Annotated in this window: 20 protein-coding genes; 12 read left to right on the top strand and 8 right to left on the bottom strand. The window is 58.6% G+C overall.

Annotated elements, in window-relative coordinates; all coding sequences use genetic code 11:
* Positions 1 to 56 precede the first annotated feature (56 nt).
* On the bottom strand, positions 57 to 1,610 hold the full coding sequence (locus tag Q4E11_RS01255; RefSeq protein ID WP_303162881.1) for a methyltransferase: 1,554 nt from the start codon (positions 1,608 to 1,610) through the stop codon (positions 57 to 59).
* Positions 1,611 to 1,673: 63 nt separating this feature from the next.
* Positions 1,674 to 2,213 carry a DUF3099 domain-containing protein gene (locus Q4E11_RS01250; protein WP_303162880.1) on the bottom strand — a complete coding sequence of 180 codons (540 nt, stop codon included), beginning with the start codon at positions 2,211 to 2,213 and terminating at the stop codon, positions 1,674 to 1,676.
* 176 nt (positions 2,214 to 2,389) lie between these two features.
* On the opposite strand from Q4E11_RS01250, the gene Q4E11_RS01245 reads away from it, so the two are divergent.
* The 4 genes from Q4E11_RS01245 to Q4E11_RS01230 all read left to right on the top strand — a co-directional run bounded on the left by Q4E11_RS01245 (position 2,390) and on the right by Q4E11_RS01230 (position 6,756).
* Positions 2,390 to 2,638, top strand: a complete 249-nt coding sequence (locus Q4E11_RS01245) for a DUF3039 domain-containing protein (RefSeq protein WP_303162879.1) — start codon at positions 2,390 to 2,392, stop codon at positions 2,636 to 2,638.
* On the top strand, positions 2,635 to 4,377 hold the full coding sequence (locus tag Q4E11_RS01240) for a DEAD/DEAH box helicase (RefSeq protein WP_303162878.1): 1,743 nt from the start codon (positions 2,635 to 2,637) through the stop codon (positions 4,375 to 4,377). The genes Q4E11_RS01245 and Q4E11_RS01240 overlap by 4 nt, the downstream gene beginning before the upstream one ends.
* A gap of 54 nt (positions 4,378 to 4,431) precedes the next feature.
* A complete protein-coding gene (locus Q4E11_RS01235; RefSeq protein ID WP_303162877.1) occupies positions 4,432 to 4,869 on the top strand; it encodes a hypothetical protein in 438 nt (145 codons plus the stop codon).
* A gap of 285 nt (positions 4,870 to 5,154) precedes the next feature.
* A complete protein-coding gene (locus tag Q4E11_RS01230; protein WP_303162876.1) occupies positions 5,155 to 6,756 on the top strand; it encodes an SLC13 family permease in 1,602 nt (533 codons plus the stop codon).
* A gap of 379 nt (positions 6,757 to 7,135) precedes the next feature.
* Here the strand turns inward: Q4E11_RS01230 and Q4E11_RS01225 are convergent, their stop codons facing one another.
* Together Q4E11_RS01225 and ppgK are read right to left on the bottom strand one after the other, a co-directional pair.
* Positions 7,136 to 8,707, bottom strand: a complete 1,572-nt coding sequence (locus Q4E11_RS01225; protein ID WP_303162875.1) for an RNA polymerase sigma factor — start codon at positions 8,705 to 8,707, stop codon at positions 7,136 to 7,138.
* A 379-nt stretch (positions 8,708 to 9,086) separates the two neighbouring features.
* A complete protein-coding gene (gene ppgK, locus Q4E11_RS01220; protein WP_303162874.1) occupies positions 9,087 to 9,842 on the bottom strand; it encodes a polyphosphate--glucose phosphotransferase in 756 nt (251 codons plus the stop codon).
* A gap of 35 nt (positions 9,843 to 9,877) precedes the next feature.
* Here ppgK and Q4E11_RS01215 point away from each other — a divergent pair, with 35 nt between their 5' ends.
* The gene (locus tag Q4E11_RS01215; RefSeq protein WP_303162872.1) at positions 9,878 to 10,855 is read left to right on the top strand and encodes an inositol monophosphatase family protein; all 978 of its coding nucleotides are present in this window, start codon (positions 9,878 to 9,880) and stop codon (positions 10,853 to 10,855) included.
* Between the two features lie 11 nt (positions 10,856 to 10,866).
* On the opposite strand, the gene cei is transcribed toward Q4E11_RS01215, so the two are convergent.
* Complete coding sequence (gene cei, locus Q4E11_RS01210) at positions 10,867 to 11,475, bottom strand: envelope integrity protein Cei (RefSeq protein ID WP_303162869.1); 609 nt, start codon at positions 11,473 to 11,475, stop codon at positions 10,867 to 10,869.
* A gap of 136 nt (positions 11,476 to 11,611) precedes the next feature.
* On the opposite strand from cei, the gene Q4E11_RS01205 reads away from it, so the two are divergent.
* Positions 11,612 to 11,908, top strand: a complete 297-nt coding sequence (locus Q4E11_RS01205) for a DUF4193 domain-containing protein (protein WP_303162867.1) — start codon at positions 11,612 to 11,614, stop codon at positions 11,906 to 11,908.
* Between the two features lie 139 nt (positions 11,909 to 12,047).
* On the opposite strand, the gene Q4E11_RS01200 is transcribed toward Q4E11_RS01205, so the two are convergent.
* Positions 12,048 to 12,530 carry a DUF3093 domain-containing protein gene (locus tag Q4E11_RS01200; RefSeq protein WP_303163464.1) on the bottom strand — a complete coding sequence of 161 codons (483 nt, stop codon included), beginning with the start codon at positions 12,528 to 12,530 and terminating at the stop codon, positions 12,048 to 12,050.
* Positions 12,531 to 12,717: 187 nt separating this feature from the next.
* Between Q4E11_RS01200 and dut the strand changes: the two genes are divergently transcribed.
* The 3 genes from dut to Q4E11_RS01185 all read left to right on the top strand — a co-directional run bounded on the left by dut (position 12,718) and on the right by Q4E11_RS01185 (position 15,643).
* Entirely contained in the window at positions 12,718 to 13,176 is a 459-nt protein-coding gene (gene dut / locus Q4E11_RS01195; RefSeq protein ID WP_303162866.1) for a dUTP diphosphatase, read from the top strand.
* A gap of 226 nt (positions 13,177 to 13,402) precedes the next feature.
* Positions 13,403 to 14,242 carry a DUF3710 domain-containing protein gene (locus tag Q4E11_RS01190; RefSeq protein WP_303162865.1) on the top strand — a complete coding sequence of 280 codons (840 nt, stop codon included), beginning with the start codon at positions 13,403 to 13,405 and terminating at the stop codon, positions 14,240 to 14,242.
* A 129-nt stretch (positions 14,243 to 14,371) separates the two neighbouring features.
* On the top strand, positions 14,372 to 15,643 hold the full coding sequence (locus tag Q4E11_RS01185; protein ID WP_303162864.1) for a class I SAM-dependent RNA methyltransferase: 1,272 nt from the start codon (positions 14,372 to 14,374) through the stop codon (positions 15,641 to 15,643).
* On the opposite strand, the gene Q4E11_RS01180 is transcribed toward Q4E11_RS01185, so the two are convergent.
* Both Q4E11_RS01180 and Q4E11_RS01175 read right to left on the bottom strand, forming a co-directional pair.
* Positions 15,640 to 16,923: an HRDC domain-containing protein gene (locus Q4E11_RS01180; RefSeq protein ID WP_303162861.1), complete on the bottom strand. Its 1,284-nt coding sequence runs from the start codon at positions 16,921 to 16,923 to the stop codon at positions 15,640 to 15,642. The genes Q4E11_RS01185 and Q4E11_RS01180 overlap by 4 nt on opposite strands.
* A gap of 42 nt (positions 16,924 to 16,965) precedes the next feature.
* The gene (locus Q4E11_RS01175) at positions 16,966 to 17,541 is read right to left on the bottom strand and encodes a DUF3000 domain-containing protein (RefSeq protein WP_303162860.1); all 576 of its coding nucleotides are present in this window, start codon (positions 17,539 to 17,541) and stop codon (positions 16,966 to 16,968) included.
* 245 nt (positions 17,542 to 17,786) lie between these two features.
* Here Q4E11_RS01175 and hemE point away from each other — a divergent pair, with 245 nt between their 5' ends.
* The 3 genes from hemE (at position 17,787) to hemQ (ending at position 21,178) form a co-directional block, all read left to right on the top strand.
* Entirely contained in the window at positions 17,787 to 18,896 is a 1,110-nt protein-coding gene (hemE, locus tag Q4E11_RS01170) for a uroporphyrinogen decarboxylase (protein ID WP_303162859.1), read from the top strand.
* 66 nt (positions 18,897 to 18,962) lie between these two features.
* Positions 18,963 to 20,429 (top strand): protoporphyrinogen oxidase, encoded by a 1,467-nt coding sequence (gene hemG / locus Q4E11_RS01165; protein ID WP_303162857.1) that lies wholly within the window; start codon positions 18,963 to 18,965, stop codon positions 20,427 to 20,429.
* 50 nt (positions 20,430 to 20,479) lie between these two features.
* The gene (hemQ, locus tag Q4E11_RS01160) at positions 20,480 to 21,178 is read left to right on the top strand and encodes a hydrogen peroxide-dependent heme synthase (RefSeq protein WP_303162856.1); all 699 of its coding nucleotides are present in this window, start codon (positions 20,480 to 20,482) and stop codon (positions 21,176 to 21,178) included.
* The last annotated feature ends 14 nt before the right edge of the window (positions 21,179 to 21,192 follow it).

Here is a 21,192-nt window from a genome sequence, read left to right as displayed (position 1 = left end):
GTAGGACTCCTTAAATCAAAAGGGGCAAAAGACGAACCGAGGCAATATGATGCGGTTTACAGAAGCTCGGTGGGGACAATCAGACCGTGGCGGACCAAGTCCACGACAATCGGGACGAGGGCTTCCTTAATCGCGGGTACCTGCTCCTCGTCGAAAGCCCCAAACATGGCCATGATGTCAACGATAGAGCTCAGTGCCGCCTCAGGATGGAGCGCACCGAGAATTTTGACTACCGATTCATCGACGGAATGAGACCAGGCTGGGCCATCAGTACGGGAGATTCGAATATCGAACTCCGCAAAGCCCTGGCCGCGGTCGACGTCGGCAAGCGAAACCCGCTCGATTGCGACGCCGGGGCGGACTGTAAACGGTGCGTCGAGAATCGCCTCGGGCGTCTGCGCGCGCAGCCACTCGGCGCGACCGAGATACTCCTCGGCTTCCGGGGCGAAAGGGCTGGCAAGCGGTTGCGGCATCTCTTCGCAGACTGCGGAAGTGGGGCCATCGATGCGCTGAACCGTGATGTAGCCAAAGCCGATGCCAACCACGCCACTATGTCGGAAGTGCTCCAACCACTCGCGCGAGCGCTGGCAGCCTTCGGCGCTGCGGGGATCGATGGACTCGTCGCGCAGCCAGGTGCCGATGTACTCGGCAGGCGTTGCAATGTCGCGCTGTGTAACCCAGACCTCAAGGCCTTCGGCGGGCAGCCACGATGCGATGCGCTGCTGCCAGCTCTCGCCGTCAATATGGGCCCAGGCGCCGAGTAGGTGAGCGGTGCCGCCGTCAGCCAGATGGTCAACGAGACCGCGCAGCATCAGCTCTGTGGCACCGTCGAGGTCAAGTCCGGAATCGCGGTAGACGTGTTCGACACTCGGAAGACCGACGACGAAGGGTGGATTGGCCACAATGCGGTCAAACTTTTCACCCGCGACCGGTTCGAACCACGAGCCCTCACGGACTTCGGCCTGGGAATAGCCATTGGCTGCGAAGTTAGCGCGGGCAAAAAGCAGCGCACGAGGATGAATATCGGTCGCCACAATTGTCGACGCATCAGGTTGGCCCAGACTCTGAATGCCGCCGCCAGCGCCGAGATCGAGGACAGAACCAACTGCAGAGCTCGGCGAAATATCTAAGAGCGAACGAGAAGCCCGTCCCACACCGAGGACATGGTTAGCGCCCGGCACGTGGTCACTCATTGAGGCATCGCGGTCAGAGAAAATAATGCGATCAACTCCGGCGACCTCAACCGGACGTACATCGATGCACACCCGAGCGCGCTCTGGTGAGCCCGCCAAAATGCCGCAATCCAGCAGGCAAGTGGTGAGTTCAGCACCGAAAAGTGCCTCGGCATTTTCGTAGTCGCCCAGAATCAGAAGGCGGAAAAGCGCAATGAGCTCAGCGTTCGCACCCACATTGGCAGACAACAGCACATCGACAATGCCAGGTTCGCCGCGGTTGAGCGCCGCAAGACCTTCATCGCCAAGGACATTGCGCAGGGAGTCACTGGAAAAACCCAGCCGGCGAAGCACTGAGGAAAATTCCTCGGCGAGTCGAACAAACGACTGTAGCTGCTGGTCAGTCGGCGGCGTAAAGGTGGACGGGGCAAAGGTCATCTGTGGCACTACCTTCGTCGTAAAGCGTGGTGATGGGCGAAAGGGCTAGGGTTTTGCGCTTGGCTATGCGCTTGACGACGTATCGTCGTCAGGCATATCGATGACATTCGCGTCATCGGCTGAGGGTATGTCAGATTTCTGTGTGGACTCGGTCGGGGCAGGAGCGTCCGCTTCGTCATTGGCGGCGGATCCCAGAGCGCGCATTTCGGCTTCCTTGAGCGCGCGCTCGCGCGGTTGTTCTTCCCACCTGCGATTTTGTTCGCGGACAATGGCGGGCTTGTAGACGCGCGGTTGGCGCTTGTCCTCTGGCTCGCCGACGCCGTTGGCAATAACGACGGCAATCCAGGGCATGGGAACCGAAATGATCATGAAAATGGCGGCCAGCCAGGGCATATCCCACCAGAGATAGAACGCTCCAGAAAGAAGCAGGAGGGGAACACGCGACCACTGCAGGGCTGCGTAGACATGGCGGCGATGGTCGTAATTGCGAATCCTCGACCCACGAGCGTCCGTAATTAACGCCGTGTCCTTCTTACGTCGCCTGGCGCCTGCGCGTTTTGAAGTATTAGCGGAAGCGCTTCGGCGTTTATTGGTTCCCGCCATGGTTGTCAAGCATACGCCTGTGTAAAGTGCGTGGCTCAACTGGTGGTGGGCTGGGGCAGAGCACGTTGCCGCGGCGCCTATAACAGTGCAGCGGCATTGGTGAAGCATCGGCTAGGCATCGGTTAAGCACCAGGGGCGCTAGGCATAATTTGACCGATGGGGCACAATTGGACTTTGTGAGCACTCCATTGAAGACGACAAAGACGATTGAACGCACCGATACCCGCGTCGATGAGTCGACGAGGGACGACACCCCGAAGTTCTTCCATTACGTCAAGAAGGACCAGATCGTAGGCTCCGCGGTCAACGGTTCCTACGTGGTTGCTCTGTGTGGTGAGACCTTCCCGGTGAAGAAGTCGGCTAAGCCCGGTTCTCCGGTTTGCCCTGATTGCGAGCGGATTTACAAGTCTCTGCGTCGCAAGTGAGTGGGCTTCGTAAATGGCAGCAGGAGGCTTTAGACAAATATTTAGCAACTAACCCCAAGGACTTCCTTGCGGTGGCAACGCCGGGCGCGGGTAAGACGACCTTCGCCCTGCGTATTGCCAGTGAGTTGCTGACGCGCCGCATTGTCGAGCGCGTCATTGTCGTTGTGCCCACCGAGCACCTCAAGGTGCAGTGGGCTGCATCCGCTGCTCGTTCGGGGATTGCGTTGGATCCCAAATTCACCAACGCCAAAGGAGTTGTGAACCCCTCCTACCAGGGCATTGTAGTGACCTATGCGCAGGTCGCCGTGCATCCCTTCAAACACCATGCCGTGGCCACCGCTCGGCCGACGCTGGTGATTTTGGACGAGGTTCACCACGGCGGTGACGCGAAGAGTTGGGGCGACGGCATTTCCGAGGCCTACGGCGATGTTGAACGCCGTCTCTGTCTGACCGGTACGCCGTTTCGCTCGGACGACGCTGCGATTCCGTTCGTGCGCTACTCGCCAGATGGCGACGGCTACTCGCGCTCCGTCGCCGATTACACCTACGGCTATTCCAACGCGCTTGCCGACGGTGTCGTGCGTCCGGTGGTCTTTTTGGCCTATTCCGGCGAAGCTCGTTGGCGGGACAGCGCCGGTGAGGAGTTCGCCGCGCGGCTGGGTACGGTGATGAGTCCAGAGGAGACCACCAGAGCGTGGCGGACGGCACTCGACCCAAAGGGAGAGTGGATGCCATCTGTACTGCGGGCAGCTCATACCCGCTTGACACAGATGCGTCAGCACATTCCTGATGCGGGCGGTTTGGTTATCGCCTCCGATGCGGCATCGGCGCGCGCATATAAGAAGATTCTCGAGCAGATCGCCTCCACCCCAGTGGCGCTGGTGCTCTCGGATGAGCCTGGCTCATCGGAACGCATTAAGACATTCTCGGAGTCCACTGACGAGTGGATGGTGGCCGTGCGCATGGTTTCCGAAGGCGTGGACGTGCCGAGGCTCGCCGTGGGCGTCTACGCCACCAGTTCCTCGACACCGCTCTTCTTCGCACAAGCCATTGGGCGATTCGTGCGAAGTCGCATGCCAGGGGAGACCGCCTCGGTATTCCTGCCGTCGATTCCGGTGCTTCTCGACCTCGCCTCTCAGATGGAGGTCCAGCGCAATCACGTGCTGGGCCAGCCCGACCGGCCTTCGGAAGGCTGGGAGGATGACCTAGTTGCCGAAGCCAATCGGCGCAAAGACGAGCCCGATGAGCTGCTGCCGGCCTACGAATCCATCGGCGCTGACGCCGAGCTGGACTATCTGATTTATGACGGTTCCTCCTACGGCACCGCGACCATCGCCGGTTCTGCCGAAGAGGCCGACTATCTAGGGCTGCCAGGGCTTCTCGACGCCGACCAGATGCGGCTTTTGCTGCGGCAGCGGCAGGAAGAACAGCTCAAGGCTGCCAGTGCCCGAGAAAAGCAGGCGCGTGAGGAGGCCAAGGAGGCATCGTCAAGCGAGAGTAACGGCGCGGTGCACCGAATTGAGGGCTCGGCCTACCCGCGTCCGCAGCGCGTGGCCAGCGAGATTCTGCCGAAGCTGCGCAAGGAGCTCAATACGCTGGTGTCGATGCGAGCCGGCCGGACGGGTAAGCCGCATGGACAGGTGCACAATGAGGTCCGTCGTGCGTGCGGCGGGCCACCGACGGCGTTGTGTACGGAGGAGCAGTTGCGCGCTCGGATTGACTACCTGCGCAATTGGTAGAGTCTGACATATTGCGCGCGTGAGCCACGACGCAGGAGAGTGGGGAGTAAAAAGATGTCCGCAAAATCCGGTAAAGGGCCAGAAGTTAGCCTTGCGACGGAGGGCTACGGGCCTGATGGAATAGATGGGGCAGCAGTTGGCCGTGGTGTGGGAGTGGCTGCACTGCTGACTGGTGTTATTGGCATCCTGTTTTCGTGGGTGCTGGTTGGCGGCATTGTAGGCGTCGTTGCCGTGGTGCTGGGCATTGTTGCGATGGTGAAGTCGCAGGGTGCAAAGAAGCGCATTGCGGATGCGGGCCGAATGCCGCGGACCAGTGGCGTATTCGGGTTGGGAATCGTCGGCATTATTACTGGCCTAGTGGCGGTTGCGGTGTCACTCCTGCTGTACACCGCCTCTGAGGACGCAATTTCCAAGTGCGACAATTTAGAGCGCACGTCGGCCGAGTATGCCGATTGCATCTCCAAGAATATGGGCACGGACAAGCCGAAGTAGTTGAAGCTTTAGGCAACGGGCTATTCGCGGTATCCACGCACGACAAAACGATTAAGCTTTTGTAGATTGCGTGAAATCTATTAGCCCCACGAAATCACCCCCGAAAGCCAACTGCCAGCAGGTTCGCTCGGGGTTTCTCAGTGAAATCTCATCTTATCCATGGTCGCGGCTATGGTGGTGGCGTCGGAATGTACCCACTTTTGGCGTCACTTTGATGCGACTCGCGCTCGAACAGTAGCGGGATGCGGTTGACGCCGACTGATTGAAACTTAAGGAGCGTGAACCGTGTCAGCGACTTCCACTCGTGACAATTCGCAGGAATTGTCCGAGGGGCAGAAGGACCGTGGTGAGCTTGGTCGCGAGCTCTTCCGCAAGCGCACAGGATTGGCGTTGGGCGTAATCCTGTCACTGCTGGTCTACTTCATAATGCCGTCAGATCTGGACTACAACTTGCGTGCGACCGCTGGCGTTGCGGTGCTGATGGCAGTGTGGTGGATGTCTGAGGCTATCCCCATCGCAGTAACCGCCCTATTGCCCCTGGCGCTATTCCCAATTCTGGGGCTTTCCGAAATTAAGGAATTCTCCGGTAAGTACACCGATCCCACAATCTTCCTGTTCATGGGTGGATTCTTACTAGCTTTGGCCATGCAACGCTGGAATTTGCACCGACGTGTGGCGTTGTGGGTGCTAGTACTGATGGGCTCGTCACCAAAGATGCTCATCCTCGGCTTCATGGTGGCTACCGGTTTTCTGTCCATGTGGGTCTCCAACACGGCAACAGCCGTGATGATGCTGCCAATCGGTGTTTCAGTTCTGAGCCTGATTGTGCGTATGCTCCACGAGGAAAAGACCTCTGCAAAGGCCGCAGCTACCGGTGATGCCACCGGTACCCCAGGTGGGGAAGAGCTGGAGAAGGCCGAGGAGTCGTCGTCAAGCTATGACCCGATGCCAAAGTCGAACTTCGGTATTGCGTTAATGCTCGGTATTGCGTACTCGGCGTCGATTGGTTCGCTGGGCACAATTATCGGTACGCCGCCGAATGCGATGCTGGCCGCTTACATGTCCGAGCAGGGTATTGAGATTGGGTTTGGGCAATGGATGCTGCTTGGCGTACCAGTTGCGATTGTGCTGATGCTGTGTGCATGGTTCCTGCTAACTGGTGTGCTATTCAAACCGGAGATTTCACATATTCCGGGTGGCCGCGAGTTGATGCGCGATGAGCTCAAGCGGCTGGGCAAGATGTCTGCCGGTGAGCGTCGAGTGCTGATTGTGTTCATCGTTGCAGCACTGGCATGGGTGTTCGTGCCGGTTGTGCTGGAAGGCTCCATGATTGCTGACGCCGTCATTGCTATGGCGGTTGGTATTGCGCTGTTCCTGATTCCAGGCGGTCCCAATGGTGTCAAGCTCATGCGGTGGGAAAATGCTCTTGAGCTGCCGTGGGGCGTTCTGCTGCTGTTTGGCGGTGGACTTGCGCTGTCCTCGCAGTTCAATGCTTCTGGGCTGTCGGACTGGATTGGTCAGCAGCTCTCGAGCCTTGGCTGGTTGCCAGTTGCACTGCTGGTTGTTGTCGTCGGTGTTGTGGTGCTGCTGCTCACGGAGTTCACTTCGAACACGGCAACGGCTGCGACCTTCCTGCCGCTTGTGGGGGCCATGGCCGTTGGCCTGGGACATGATCAGATGCTCTTTGCCGTGCCAGTGGCACTGGCTGCTACCTCGGCGTTTATGATGCCGGTGGCCACTCCGCCAAATGCTATCGCGTATGGCTCTGGCTACGTCAGCATGAACAATATGGTCAAGGCCGGTGCTTGGCTCAATATTGTGGCACTGATTGTTATCTCGGTAGCATCGCTTACTCTGTTGCAGTGGGTCTTCGGAGTTGTGTACTAGGTAGATGGCTGTGTGAACCCCTTTAAGGGGAGGAGAGCGAAGCCGGTGTACCAGCATTGTTGGGGCACCGGCTTTGTTAATTGCCTCCGGAATCGACGACCAGCGTTGAACAAGCTCGAATGCCAAATGAGCTATATGCGGTGGGAATGACTTCATACGGATTCCCGTATGACGCGACAAGTGCTGGTGCAGCTGCGCTGGCTCCAGTAATGAATGAGTTCGGTCTCACGGTCGTCGATTAACAGCCAGAAGGTCTCGCCTGTCGGCCTTAGACTTTGAAGCCACAAGCAGCCAGAAAAAGGCTCCGAGGAATCACATGCGATTCCTCGGAGCCTTTCCCTATGGATTGAGCTAACTTGCAAGCCTTACCAGACCCGAATTACTCCAGGTAGTCGCGCAGAACCTGGGAGCGTGATGGGTGGCGGAGCTTCGACATGGTCTTAGACTCAATCTGCCGGATGCGTTCACGGGTCACGCCGTAGACCTGACCAATCTCATCGAGGGTACGCGGCATACCGTCGGTAAGGCCGAAGCGCAGTCGGACGACACCGGCTTCACGTTCGGAGAGAGTCTCCAGAACGTCGCCAAGCTGATCTTGCAGCAGCGTGAAGCTGACGGCGTCAACGGCGATGACTGCCTCGGAGTCCTCAATGAAGTCACCCAGCTGGCTGTCGCCTTCATCGCCGATGGTCTGGTCCAGCGAGATAGGCTCGCGAGCGTACTGCTGGATTTCGAGAACCTTCTCCTCGGTGATGTCCATCTCCTTAGCGAGCTCCTCCGGAGTGGGCTCACGGCCCAGATCCTGCAGCAGCTCACGCTGGATACGACCCAGCTTGTTGATGACCTCGACCATGTGAACCGGAATACGGATGGTTCGAGCCTGGTCAGCCATAGCGCGAGTGATGGCCTGACGAATCCACCAAGTGGCGTATGTGGAGAACTTGTAGCCCTTGGTGTAGTCGAACTTCTCAACAGCGCGAATTAGGCCGAGGTTACCTTCCTGAATCAAGTCCAGGAATGCCATGCCTCGGCCGGTGTAGCGCTTAGCCAAGCTGACCACGAGTCGAAGGTTTGCCTCCAACAGGTGGTTCTTAGCGCGCTGGCCATCACGAGAAATCTCGCGCAAGTCACGTTTCTGCGCGTAAGCAATGCGCTGTCCGGCTTCCTTGGCCTCTTCGAGCTTGTGCTGAGCGTACAGACCGGCCTCAATGCGCTTTGCCAAGCTGACCTCTTCCTCAGCCGTCAGCAGCGCGACCTTACCGATCTGCTTGAGGTAGGCGCGGACAGAGTCAGCCGATGCGGTTAGCGCGGCATCCTTGCGGGCCTGACGCAGACGAGCGGACTCATCTTCATTCCAGACTTCGTCGCCGTCGTCTTCGTCGTCATCGTCCTCGTCGTCATCATCCTCATCGTCGTCCTCGTCATCGTCGTCGAGGTCGTCATCATCGAGGTCATCGTCGAGATCGTCATGAAGATCGTCTTCATCCAGATCGTCGTCCATATCATCGTCGAGATCTGGATCGTAGTCCTGCTCTTGGTCCAAGCCGTGGTCGAGGTCCTCGTCTTCGAGCTCCTCGTTCTCAGTTGCATCAAGCGCCTGAGCGTCCTTGGCCTTTGCAGCAGTAGCCTTTGCGGCAGTTGCCCGCTTGGTTGCCTTCTTTGCAGCGGCCTTACGGGTAGTCTTCTTCGCCGTGGTCTTCTTAGCGACCGACTTCTTGGCTGCCTTCTTTACGGTCTTCTTAGCGGCAGTTTTCTTTGCCGCAGTCTTGGTAGCCGTCTTCTTGGCTGCAGTCTTTTTCGCAGCAGTCTTTTTGGCCACGGTCTTCTTTGCCGCGGACTTCTTGACTGCCTTCTTGATGGCCTTCTTCACGGCCTTCTTTGCAGGAGTAGCTGAACCGGTGCCACTCCCGGTGGATTGGTCCTGAGCTTGCCCCAGTTCGTTGCCTGCCACGAACGCCCTTTCACGATGTACGTTGCGTTGCGCCACCAAAACCGCTGCCAACTTCTCCATGCCTTCTTGAAGGCCCGGAGAAGTTCACCGCGCCACTGGTGCGCCTTTACTTCGTCTATAGCCAGCTAGCCGAATGAGTCACCATTCAGTGCCGACATTGTCGTGCCACGGTCATCAGTGTTGCCTAAATGGCCCCTAGTAAAGAAGCGGTCAACCTAGATTTTGTCGACGCCTCTCGAGCCTGTTGATTATTCAACCTTGCCGTGAGTCAACTTCCTATTGTAAACCAATTTGGAAATTTGCCGCCAAGAGGGATTGTGTCAACCACTTGCTCTGCACATGACACAACATGCAGTTAGTTGTACAAAAACATTTCCAGTTACGGGTAAAGTCCCTGTTCAGCCGCAAATGCAGCGCCTGCAATACCGGCGTTATTGTCCAAGCTGGCCGGAATCACTGGAGTCTTACACGTAAGAAGTGAAACCCACTTTTCGTGCTCCCTACTAATCCCGCCGCCAACAATAAACTTCGACGGCCAGAACAGGGACTCATAAACCTTCAGAACCTTGCTTACCCGCTCAGCCCATTCCGCAAAACTCAAGCCCTCGTCTTCCTTGACCTTTGCAGAGGCAAAATGCTCGGCCTCTATGCCGTCGATGACGAGATGACCTAGCTCCGAATTGGGGTACAGAAGGCCGTCGTGAATAAGCGCAGAACCGATACCAGTGCCGAAAGTCAGCAGCATGACAGCACCGTGCTTATTCTCCGGATCCCCAAACTGCACCTCAGCAAGCCCGGCAGCGTCGGCGTCGTTAAGCACGTGCGCCGGATTATTGGGCAGAAACTTGGTAAAGAGCGCTTGGCAGTCGGTGTGGACCCAAGAATCATCGATATTGGCCGCAAGCAGCGCAGTTTGATTCTGGATCACGGACGGAATGGTGATGCCGATATCGCCCTTCCAGTCGGCGATATCCACAATCTCAGCGATGGTCTTGGCGACCGCCTCCGGAGTTGCCGGCTGCGGAGTCAAAATCTTAATGCGGTCGCCGATAAGCGCACCGGTATCCAGATCGACTCGGCCACCCTTGATGCCTGAGCCTCCGACATCAATACCAAATCCAATTCTTTGTCCCATAGCTGAAATTGTACGAAAGGGACACAATAGGTGACATGACGAATAATTCCCGGGTTACCGACATTTCCGACGAAACCGCAGCTAGGGCTGCATCTTCCAGCGCCCAAAATATCCCTGGCGAAACACCGACTCCAGGCGAATTGCAAGCTCGCGCGGTGCTCTTTGCCCGTGCCGCACGGGCTCATATCATTGCGCGCCGCAATGAACTCGGCACCGACGGCGTCCTGGCTGCCACGGAAACGAAATCGTCGACAGTCGATCCCGTCACCGTCGTCGACCGTGAATCCGAGGAACTAATTCGCAGTCTCATCAAGACGTTTGGCAGCACCGACCGTATCGTCGGGGAAGAGGGCGGGCTTGACGACGGCGCGAGCCACCACGACAGCACAACCGACACCGGCGCAGAGGTGACCTGGATTGTCGATCCCATCGACGGCACCGTGAGCTTTCTCTACGGAGTCCCCAATTTCGCGGTGAGCATTGGCTGCGCCATTGGCAATGAGATTGTGGCAGGTGCGGTGGCCAATGTCGCGACCGGTGAGATTTACAGTGCAGCCAAGGGGGAAGGGGCAACTGTTGAGCGTCTGGACGGTTCGGTGCGCAAGCTTCGCTGTTCTGGCACCTCAGAGCTGGAAAAGACCCTGGTAGCAACGGGTTTTAGCTACTCATCGGAAATTCGTCAGGTACAGGGCTCAGTGGTATCGCAGCTGATTGGACAGTGCCGCGATATTCGCCGAATGGGATCTGCCGCGCTTGATTTGTGCATGGTCGCGGCGGGTGTGGTTGATGCGTACTACGAGCATGACATCAAAATCTGGGACTATGCAGCTGGCAGCGTGATTGCATCGGAGGCCGGTGCCAAAGTGCGCGTGCCAGAGTTTGGACAGTGCGCTAACAGCGCTGGCAGGCCGGAGGGCAATCCGCTGGACTTCGGTGTCAGCGCAGCCAACGACGCGATTGCAGAAGATTTCTTTGCAGCGATGGATGCTGCGGTAGCGCAGGCTCGTCAGTAACTACTGCCTGGTTACGAGCACGTGCTGGATCGAAGATTGCTCAAGCCTTCAATATCGGCCTGCTCACCGCGGTTTAGCGCCGCCATGGTCTCTTCCACCTGGCTGCCCGCGTCGAGGTCCTCGAACCCCTTGCCCAGGGCGATATCGACGGTGGAATCTGGGCGGTCATCATGAATGAGCTCAAAACAGGGGAATAGGGCGTGAAGTGCCGCGGCGTGGCCATTGAAGTTGCGGCCGAACCTAAGTTGGCCGAAGCAGCTGAGATCCTGCGATTCCACCAGCGGATCATTGCCAAACGTAATGTGCTCATCCGGTACAAAGCCCAAGTTTCGCAGCTGCTCGGCGACCGTGGTTGCCTGTCCCACTTCACCATTGGCGTTATATACGCGGACGCGTACCTCAGATGGGGGAATGACATGTTCGCCAACAAGGGCTGTCGATGACACCGGAGTGCCCGCTACTGGAAGCGAACAGGACACCGGGTAACTGGTGGGTTGGCTGCGCCACGCAAAGACCCACGACATCGCTGCAACCAGCACGGCCACGACTGAGACCACTACATATGGGATGACTTTCCGGCTGCGCTGTGCTCGGTGTCCGTCTGTGGTTCCTGCACTCATGAGAGTCATGTTAACTGGTTGTTACTCAATCAACCTAGAAACACTGAATGACCTGCAGAGATGACAGATTGAGTGAATTGCCTTAATATCCGCTGAGAAAGGCGCTGAAATAGACGCGAAAAAGAAAGTTAGGGACATGGCTGTAAACTACGATGCCCCGCGTACTCGCGACGGCGAGGAGCTGGAAACCGATTCCCTCGAAGGCCTGCAGGCTGCAACGGCTGAAAAGGAAATCGACGACAACGATGACGGCGAAATTGTGGAGCCGTTTGAGCTTCCAGTTGCGGATATTGCCGGGGAAGATCTCGACATGGATGTCGCGCCGAAGGGCGATGACGAGTTCACCTGTGGCTCCTGCTTCATGGTGATGCACCGCTCGATGATTGCCATCGATAACGGTGACGGATTCCCAATCTGCCAGGACTGTGCTTAAAGCGGCTGGCACAAAGCCACTTCCGCGTTTAGGGCTGTTGCACATAAAACAAAAACCACCGCTGTCACACTGGCGGTTTCCGACGCTGTGGCCGTCGTCAAGCGTGAAGCGGTGGCGGGGAGAAGCTGGCGCGTGCTAATTAGCTCTTGCGGTCAAAGAGCTTGTCCAGCAGTTCTTCCGGGCTGCGGGTGGACACCAGCCAGTAGGGTGTTGGGTCATCCGGATCATCGAGGACAAGCAGCACCATTGTGGGAATCCAGGTGTGAGTGACCAGGAATGCTGCTGGGTCGAGCTGTCGGCCCAGGGCGTTGCGCTGTGCTGACTTCGGCACGACCAGCGACTTGGCAATGACAGAGGCGGGCAAGACGGCAGTGCCTGCGTGAAGCCAGCGCTCACCAGTACTGTCGACCTCGACGGAGACCTTGGTCTTCGACATTGCCATCAGCACCCAAATGCCGACCGCGAAACAAATGATGCCGCCGACAATCAGCCAAATGGGCGAGCGGTTGAAGCCAATCTGTGCGGTACAAATTGCGGCACCGATGGCGCCCACAACCCAGTACCACCACGGGACCCACAGCTTTTCGGAATAGACAATCGACGATTCTGCGTTCGAGTTCACCGCGGTGGCAGGCGCCGATGGGGCGCTTGCGAGACTGTCGTCGCGGCGAGACTGCTGGTTATCTTTTCCACTCACATCAATCCATCTTAGGCCACCGCTATGCTCGTTACTGATTAGGTCAAGTGCGCCTTTGTGAGGCGCTGCTTGGCGCCGGAAAAAAGTCAACGAAGTAAAGGACCTTTGTCAGATGGAATCGTCGTATGCTCCAGTGCGAGTTAAAAAGCTGCACCCAGATGCAGTCGTCCCCTCACGTGCGCACGCCGGCGATGCCGGCGTGGACTTGAGCTCCATCGAGGACGTTGTGCTGGCCCCTGGGCAGCGTGCGCTGGTGGGCACAGGTATTGCCATCGCGCTGCCGGAGGCAACCGTGGGCCTGGTTCATCCGCGTTCTGGTCTGGCGTTTAGAAAGGGGCTGTCCATTGTCAATGCTCCTGGGACGATTGATGCGGGATATCGCGGAGAGGTCAAGGTCTGCCTGATTAACCTTGATCCGGACAACGATATTGAGATCGCTAAGGGCGATCGTATTGCGCAATTGGTTGTTCAGAAGGTGGAGTTGAGCCCCATGGTTGAGGTCGACGAGCTCGATGAGACTGAGCGCGGGGTCAGTGGCCACGGTTCCACCGGAGTCAGCTCCGCACTGTAAACGGCTGCGGTTGGCTTTATCCGAAAAAGCAGCCGGAAGCAGCCGACAAGCACCGGGGGGTGCCAGGCTCACACACAAACGGGGCCTGTCCGCTAAGAAATCTGCCCATTTCCGCTTTTCCACGGCGCATTGATCTGGTGACTTGTGGTTCAATGCGGGGAGAACAGAATTTAGCTTTTAAATTCGCCTACAGAGTATTCATTCAAAGAGGTGTCAATTAACTATCATGTGGCCATTCGGTAAGAAGAAGCAGAATTCCGAGGAAGCAAATGCCCAGGCTGAGGTTGCTTCCACCGCATCGGACGCATCCGGAGTGGCCGGCGCATCGGCTGCTGACGCGTCGGCTGCATCGGAGCCCGCCGGCGCTGACCAGGCTGCGGCATCGACTCAGGGAGCGCCACAGGCATCTAGCCAGGACACGCAGGCAGGTGGTCCGTTCGACATTGGTGCTGCCAAGCCAACTGAGTTCGATTTCTCTGACTTTGCCAAGGCCAGCTTGAACTTGGGCTCGATGCTGCTGCCGATTCCACACGAGGGCGACATTCAGGTCGAAATGGGCCCGGACGGCCCGACTATGCTTCACGTTGCTACACAGTACGGTCGCGTCACGCCAGTCGCTTTCGCCGCACCGACCTCCGGTGGTCTGTGGGAGGAGTCCGCAGAGGAAATCAAGAACGGTCTCGAGTCCGACGGTCTCGATGTCCACGTGGAGCAGGGTCCGTGGGGCTCTGAGGTCGTTGGTACCACCGCTGACATGGAGCTGCGCATCATTGGCTTCGACGGCCCGCGTTGGATGCTGCGCATGACCGCATCCGGTCCGGCCGGTAGCGCCGAAGAGCTGGCAAACCTCGCACGCGGTGTCATGGCTCGTAGCTTTGTCTCCCGCGGCGATAACCCCATGCCGGCTGGCCAGCCGCTCCCGGTTACCTTGCCAGCTGCAATGGCCGAGCAGATTCGTGCTGCCTACCAGCAGCAGACGCAGCAGGCACAGGCCGCGCAGTCTGAGGGCAATCCGGGCCAGGTTCCGGGCGCCACCGGCATCAACCCGGACGGTTCGACCAACTAATTAGAGCCAGTCGGGTGTATGTCTCACTAAGCATTTTCCATTGAGTGCGCCAGAAAGCGCCCGCTAAAAATGATGGCCGCCGAGTCTCCTCGGCGGCTTTTTCAGCTGCAAGGGGTAGTATTTCACTGCGTGAACATCGAAGTGACTATTGACCGTCCCGCCGCCGGCGGCGAAACCATTGCCAGCTATGACGGGCGCATCGTTTTCGTCACTGGCGGCATTCCAGGCGAACGCGTTGTAATCGAGATTGCTGACCCCGATGCCAAACTCTGGCGCGGAGAGGTCGTCGACGTTCTCGAGCCCTCCGCGCATCGCATTCCGCAGTCGTGTGCGGCCGCCAGTCAGGGGGCTGGCTGCTGTGACTGGGGCTTCATCGAACCGCAGTATGCGGCAACGCTGAAGGCGGATATCGTCGCTGACTGTCTGCGCAGGCTCGGCCACTTCAACACCGATGAGCTGCCGTCGATTGACGTTCTGCCGCTCGACCCAACAACACATTGGCGCACCCGTGTTCGTCTCGGCGTCGACAGCCAAGGTCGCGCTGGTCTGCGCCGCGCCCGCTCCCGCGAGCTGGTCGTGGGTGCCACGTGCGCACAGACGGTACCGGGTCTCACCGATGGCTTTGCGACGCCCGGAACCCTGCCAGTCACCACATCCGGCAAGGGCAGCGGTAGGCAGCCACGAAATCGTGGCGAGTTGCACGTGGCTATGGACATGGAAGGCAACCGCAATGCGGTGTATGTCGTCGGCGCTGGTCGGCACCGTCGTGAAGCAGTCATTGAAGGAAAGCCGACCACCCGTCATACGGTGCATGGTGTCACCTTCGATGTGCCGACTACCGGCTTCTGGCAGGCGCACCGCGCAGCTCCTGAATTCTACGGTGACCGCATCATCACGTTGCTCGCCGGCAAGAAGGTTTCCTGCGCATGGGATCTCTACGGTGGTGCCGGTGTTCTGGCAGCGGCACTGCGCAAGATTGTCGAGGCCGACGGCTCGATTGTGTCCGTGGAGAGCTACCGCGCAGCGGCTTCCGCAGAGCGTGAAGCATTCGCTGAGGCTGACCACGGCCAAGGTGCGGATTCCGACGCTGCACCAGTGCGATTTATCACCGGCGATGTCACCAAGGTGGTGCGCCGTGAAGTCGCCAATGAAAAGACCCCGAACCCTGAGGTCGTTGTTCTTGACCCACCGCGAGTCGGTGCGGGCAAGGAAGCCATCGCGGCCATTGCAGCGGCCAAGCCTGCCTCAGTGATTCACATTGGTTGCGACCCGGCTACCTTTGCACGAGATGCCCGTTACTGGGCAGAGCAGGGCTACCAACTGCGCCATATCGAAGTTGTCGATGCATTTGGTCTCACGCATCACGTAGAGACCATTGCGCTGCTGGAGCCAGGCAACTAAAGCGGATACCGCATTGGGGCGAGGACTTGGCCGCCGATGACGTCGGAAAGCACACTGGCCTGCCATGGACGAAATCCTGTCGCTCGTAGATGAGCGGCGATGGCGGAGGTGGTAGGCAGTCCGTCAGCGTAGCGGTTGAACCGACACCACTGCACGGATTCGAGCGCGCGGCTGTGCATCCACCACACCAATTCGCGAATCTGTGAGGTGGTGATGAGTGTGTCGCCTCGAACATGCAGCTGGGTACACGCCGCGTCGATGGCCGCGCGGGTATCTTCAAACAGCGACGCGGCTTGTGGCTCGTGCTCTGCCCAACGCCGGAAGTGAGGCATGTCGCTGCGCGATGGTGCTTCGAGCGTGGGCCAGGCCGATTCTGGCTGGCGACGAGCCTTGGTCACGACATTGAGCCACGCCTCGGTGGCGCCATGACGACGGCGGGGGAAGCCACGGATATTTTTTAGCTCGCGGTGGGTGCTTGGCAGTTCTTCAGCGATGGTCCGCAGCACCTTATGTCCCAGAACGTGGGTGGGGGAGATGTCTTTGCGCGCTGCGATTTCATCGCGCCTCGTCCACAGTGCACGGGCGACGTTGAGCTGCTCAGGAGTGCGAAGTTTGCCGATGCCTTTCAGTCCGCGCCAGGTGCGTCCGACGTGGAGGCCCTTTGCGTATTTGCGGTTGGTCACCAACACCTCAGCGCATTCCTGCTCGAGCCATTCCAGGCGGTCGAGTTCTGACAGCGCTTGGGTGAGAACCTCGGCTAGCTCAATGAGAAGCTCAACGTCGAGCGCCGCATAGTCGAGCCAGTCAGCAGGAAGCGGGCGAGTGGACCAATCCTCGCGGCCATGCCCCTTAGCCAGTCCGACGCCAAGCAGCTGCTCTGTAAGGGCTGCGAGGTTGACTTTTTCCAGGCCAAGCAGGCGGCCTGCCAGCTCAGTGTCGATGACTTTGGCGGGGTAGAGGCCGATGGCGGCGAGGCATGGAAGGTCCGAGTGTGCCGCGTGGATAATCCAGGTGAGGTCATTGATGTGCGTGCCCAGGTCAGCCATAGCTTCGTGACCGAGCTCGGGATCAATGAGAAAAGTGCCCGCGCCACGGCGGCGAAATTGGAGCAGGAAAGCGCGGTCATCGTAGCGATACGCGGAGGCGCGCTCAGTATCGACGGCCAGCCAACCGGTGCCCTGGGCCAGTTTCTCGCCGGCGGCGCGGATATCCGCTGCGGAAGAAAGTACTGCGGGAGTGCCCTCTTTGGGGGCCAATCTCATTTCAACGTCAGTACTCACTACTAAATGCGCTCTTTCAATCCCTCAGGTCTCAGCTGCTGACTAGTGGCCCAGCATAGATACGCCTACAGGCGGCAGACCGGCGACGTTGGCCAGCACTTGGGCAAATGATTCCACATGGGCGCGCAAATCGGTTCCCGCTGCAGTCCACGAGGCACGCATCTCCAGCTGGAAGGCCTGCGGCTTGCCACCAATGTCGCCGTAGCGAACGGAGTTGGTGGTCGTCACAGTGCCGCCCAAGTTGGTCATATCTGCGTTGTTTTCGGACAGCGCCTCAGTGAGCCACTGCCATGCCACCTGTGGCAGTAGTGGGTCTTCGGCCAGCGACGCATCCATGTCGGCCTGGATGTAGGCAACCAGGCGCATATCGCCGTCCCATGTTTCCTCGCTGCGCGGATCATGAAGCAAAATCAAGCGACCGAAGGCATCGTCGTCGGATGTCTCCGGGACTAGATCAGCAACGGGCTTAGTGACCTCGAGCGCAACAGCGTGGCTAAATGGTGCCAGCTTCTGCGGTGGCCGAACAGTGCCCAGAGCAATCTCAGGTCGCAGCTCAGCAGAGTGCATTGACTCGACTGCGTCGAGGAAGTTCTGTGGCGTTGAATCGGTTCCATTCACGCGCCTGAACTTATCCATATGTCAAGGCCGGTAGTGGGAGGCACGCCGAAAAAATGCCGTATATAGAGGTGTTTGAACCACATCAACAACATTAATTCACAACAGTCCCGATGCCGTTACAAAGCAGACACGCGTCAGGTGATTTGCGGGTGGCGACGCGCGGCGACACATGGGTACGCTGCGGGGACGGTTCGGGTTTTGGATTTCTTAGAATCTCGCATACCAATTTTTAAGGAAAGTGGGGCATGATTGTGCGTATGAACAATCGTCGCACTCTTTCAGATGCCCCGATTCTCGATGCCGCCTATGGTCGCACTCCATCTCGGCGCCCCGTGTGGTTTATGCGCCAGGCTGGACGCTCACTCCCGGAATACCGCGAGGTGCGCAAGGATATCGGCATGTTGGAATCCTGTTTCCGACCGGACCTACTGGCGGAAATTACGATGCAGCCCGTGCGCAGGCACGATGTCGATGCCGCGATTCTGTTCTCGGACATTGTGGTGCCGCTCAAGGCCGCAGGCGTGGCACTTGATATCGTTCCAGGCCGCGGACCGGTTATGGACCACCCAGTGCGTTCGGAAGAAGCTATTAAGGCGCTGCCAGAAGTCACCGAGGAACAGCTTGCGCCAGTGGCAGAAGGCATCGGCTTAATTTTGGAGGAGCTCACAGACAGCCAGGCTCTTATTGGTTTTGCTGGTGCTCCATTTACATTGGCGTCCTACCTCATCGAAGGTGGCCCCTCCCGCAATCACGAGCGCACCAAGGCTTTGATGCACTCGGACCCAGAGCTATGGCACCACCTGATGCAGAAGATCACGCCGATGGTCATCACGTTCCTGCGCGCACAGATTGATGCCGGAGTCGACGCGATCCAGCTCTTTGATTCCTGGGCGGGTTACCTGACGGAACGGGATTACCGTAACTTCGTGCTTCCGTACTCCACGGAAATCTTTCAGGCAGTCGCTGATGCTGATATCCCGCGCATTCACTTCGGCGTGGGCACCGGGGAGCTGCTCGGTGCGATGGCTGAGGCCGGCCCGGAAGTAATGGGTGTGGATTGGCGTGTACCAATGGATGTGGCGGCTAGCCGCATTCGTGCCACCTTGGCCGAGGCCAATCCTGGCAAGTCTCCGGAGGAGACCGCGTTGACGTTGCAGGGCAACCTCGACCCGGCCATTCTCTTTGCTGGTGAGGATGCCATGAAGGATGAAATTCACCGCATTTGCACTGAGGCAGATCGTGCAATTGAGCGTGGCGATACCCGCGGTCACATCTTTAACCTGGGCCACGGTGTTCTGCCTAATACAGAGGCGGATGCGATTACCCGTGCTGTGGAAATCATCCACGCCACTTAAGTCCCACACCGAAGTTCTAACTACAATCGTGCCCCACAACGGACACAGGAAAGCGTACGAAATATCGTGGTTGCACAACCTTCTACCATCGCCGTCATCGGTGGCGGTATCTCCGGCCTGACCGCAGCGTATGAGCTGCGCAAGAACCTGGGGCCCGCCGCACGAATTGTTCTCGTAGAGTCGAATTCGCAAGTCGGTGGAAAGCTCAAGACGACGCAGGGAAGTCAGGGGCCGCTCGAAGCGGGCGCGGAGGCCTACCTGGCATTTCGCCAGGATGCCACAGACTTCTTCAACGAGCTCGGGCTGGCCGATCAGTTGGTTCAGCCATCTGGTCTGCCGTCAAAGCTCTACATAGGCGGTGAGCTGAAAAGCCTGCCGCGCAATACCGTCACCGGCATTCCCGGCAGCGCGGACGGTCTGGACTACCTGCTCAGCGAAGAGACCATGGCAAAAATCGATGCCGAGTCGGATCCTGAGCGCACTCCAGCGCTTCATTGGATTCCCGGCGACGATATGAACGTCGGCCAGCTGGTCGCTGCTCGGCTGGGCGAAGAAGTCGTTGATCGCATTGTTTCGCCACTGCTCGGCGGCGTGTACTCGACCACCGCGTACGACCTGGGCTTGCGTGCCACTATTCCGCAGCTGGCCGCCAAGCTCGATGAGATGGCAAGTGTCGGCGACCATGTCAGTCTCACCGGTGCAGTTCAACAAGTTCTCGACGCCCGTCGTGACGCGCATCAGGCACGTCTGGCCAGTGAGGACGCGAACGAGGAGGCGAAGTCAAAGCGCCCCGTCGTCTTCCAGACATTCCGGGACGGCTTCGAGGTCCTGTACAACACGCTTGTCGACGAATCGGGCGCCGACCTCCTCCTGTCCACCAAGGCCACTGGGCTGACGAGGACTGAGCGTGGCTTTGAGGTCACGGTGGAATCGGCGTCGGAAAGCAGCGTCATTGCGGCGGACGGCGTTGTCCTTGCGGCGCCTTCGGCAACCACCTCGCAGCTGCTCGGCCAGATTGCGCCGGAGGCAGCGGAGCTGATTGGTGGAGTTGATACGTCAAACTCGGCAGTGGTGGGCATGTGCTTTGACACAGCCGAGGGCCTTCCGGAAATCAACGGTGTGCTCTGTGAAATTGGTGCGGATTTGTCTGCGAAGGCGTTTACCGTGTCGTCGCGGAAGTGGCCACACATTGGGGATCGCTATGCAGCCGTTGTCCGTGCCAGCTTTGGGCGTTTTGACGATGATTCGCATGTGCACCGCAGTGATGAAGACCTGATTGCACGAGCTAAGGCAGACTTGGCGAAGGCAACTGGCTTTGATGCCGAGCCAACCGATGTCTTTGTGCAGCGTTGGTGGGCGGGTATTCCGCGCTTCAACATGGGGCACGGCAGCCTGATGGACTTTGCCCGCCAGGATGTTGATTCCGTGCGAGGACTCGCCGCCACCAGCGCGTGGCTGAGTGGGCCGGGCATCCCGGAGTGCATCTCTAACGCCAAGGCAGCAGCTGCCAAGGTTGTGTCCGAGGTCGCGTAAGGGACCTTCAGCAGTAGAATTTTGTCCGAAATAATAAGGAGAATTTTTAAATGGCAAAACTCGATTACAAGAAGCTCAATGAGACCATTCGCTACACCATGTGGTCGGCATTCAAGGTCACCCCGGGTGCTCTCGGTGAGGACCGCGCGGCAGCTGTGGCCAAGACTCAGGAATTCCTGAACCGCTACGAGGACGAGGACCTGATTATCCGCGGTTTCTACGACCTGTCCGGCATGCGCGCTGAGGCGGACTTCATGTTCTGGATTCACGCGGAGAAAATGGAGGATCTACAGGCCTTCTACAACGCTTTCCAGCGTGAGACCCCGCTGGGCCAGGCCTCCACGCCACACTGGTCGAACACTGCGCTGCACCGCCCGGCAGAGTTCAATAAGTCCCACCTGCCGTCGTTCATCATGGGCGAAGAGCCGGGCCGCTGGATTGCCGTCTACCCATTCGTCCGCTCCTACGACTGGTACCTGCTGGAGCCGACTGAGCGCCGCCGTATCCTCGCCGAGCACGGCATGGCCGGCCGCGACTACCCGGATGTGCGCGCCAACACCGTCCCGGCTTTCGCCCTGGGTGATTACGAGTGGATTCTCGCCTTCGAGGGCCCAGAGCTGGATCGCATTGTCGACCTGATGTGGAAGATGCGCTACACCGAGGCTCGCCTCCACGTCCGCAAGGAGATTCCGTTCCATACCGGTCGCCGCGTCGACGATATCGCGGAAATTATCAACGCACTGCCGTAAGAACACTTAGATCC

It is taken from the genome of Corynebacterium sp., assembly GCF_030532195.1.
Taxonomy (GTDB): domain Bacteria; phylum Actinomycetota; class Actinomycetes; order Mycobacteriales; family Mycobacteriaceae; genus Corynebacterium.
This window is presented reverse-complemented; position numbering and strand designations above follow the sequence as displayed.

Bases quoted from the DNA above. Each gene is read 5' to 3' on its own strand.
- Q4E11_RS01255 (WP_303162881.1), bottom strand. From the start codon at position 1,610: ATGACCTTTGCCCCGTCCACCTTTACGCCGCCGACTGACCAGCAGCTA.
- Q4E11_RS01250 (WP_303162880.1), bottom strand. From the start codon at position 2,213: ATGGCGGGAACCAATAAACGCCGAAGCGCTTCCGCTAATACTTCAAAA.
- Q4E11_RS01235 (WP_303162877.1), top strand. From the start codon at position 4,432: ATGTCCGCAAAATCCGGTAAAGGGCCAGAAGTTAGCCTTGCGACGGAG.
- ppgK (WP_303162874.1), bottom strand. From the start codon at position 9,842: ATGGGACAAAGAATTGGATTTGGTATTGATGTCGGAGGCTCAGGCATC.
- Q4E11_RS01215 (WP_303162872.1), top strand. From the start codon at position 9,878: ATGACGAATAATTCCCGGGTTACCGACATTTCCGACGAAACCGCAGCT.
- cei (WP_303162869.1), bottom strand. From the start codon at position 11,475: ATGAGTGCAGGAACCACAGACGGACACCGAGCACAGCGCAGCCGGAAA.
- Q4E11_RS01205 (WP_303162867.1), top strand. From the start codon at position 11,612: ATGGCTGTAAACTACGATGCCCCGCGTACTCGCGACGGCGAGGAGCTG.
- dut (WP_303162866.1), top strand. From the start codon at position 12,718: ATGGAATCGTCGTATGCTCCAGTGCGAGTTAAAAAGCTGCACCCAGAT.
- Q4E11_RS01190 (WP_303162865.1), top strand. From the start codon at position 13,403: ATGTGGCCATTCGGTAAGAAGAAGCAGAATTCCGAGGAAGCAAATGCC.
- hemE (WP_303162859.1), top strand. From the start codon at position 17,787: ATGATTGTGCGTATGAACAATCGTCGCACTCTTTCAGATGCCCCGATT.
- hemQ (WP_303162856.1), top strand. From the start codon at position 20,480: ATGGCAAAACTCGATTACAAGAAGCTCAATGAGACCATTCGCTACACC.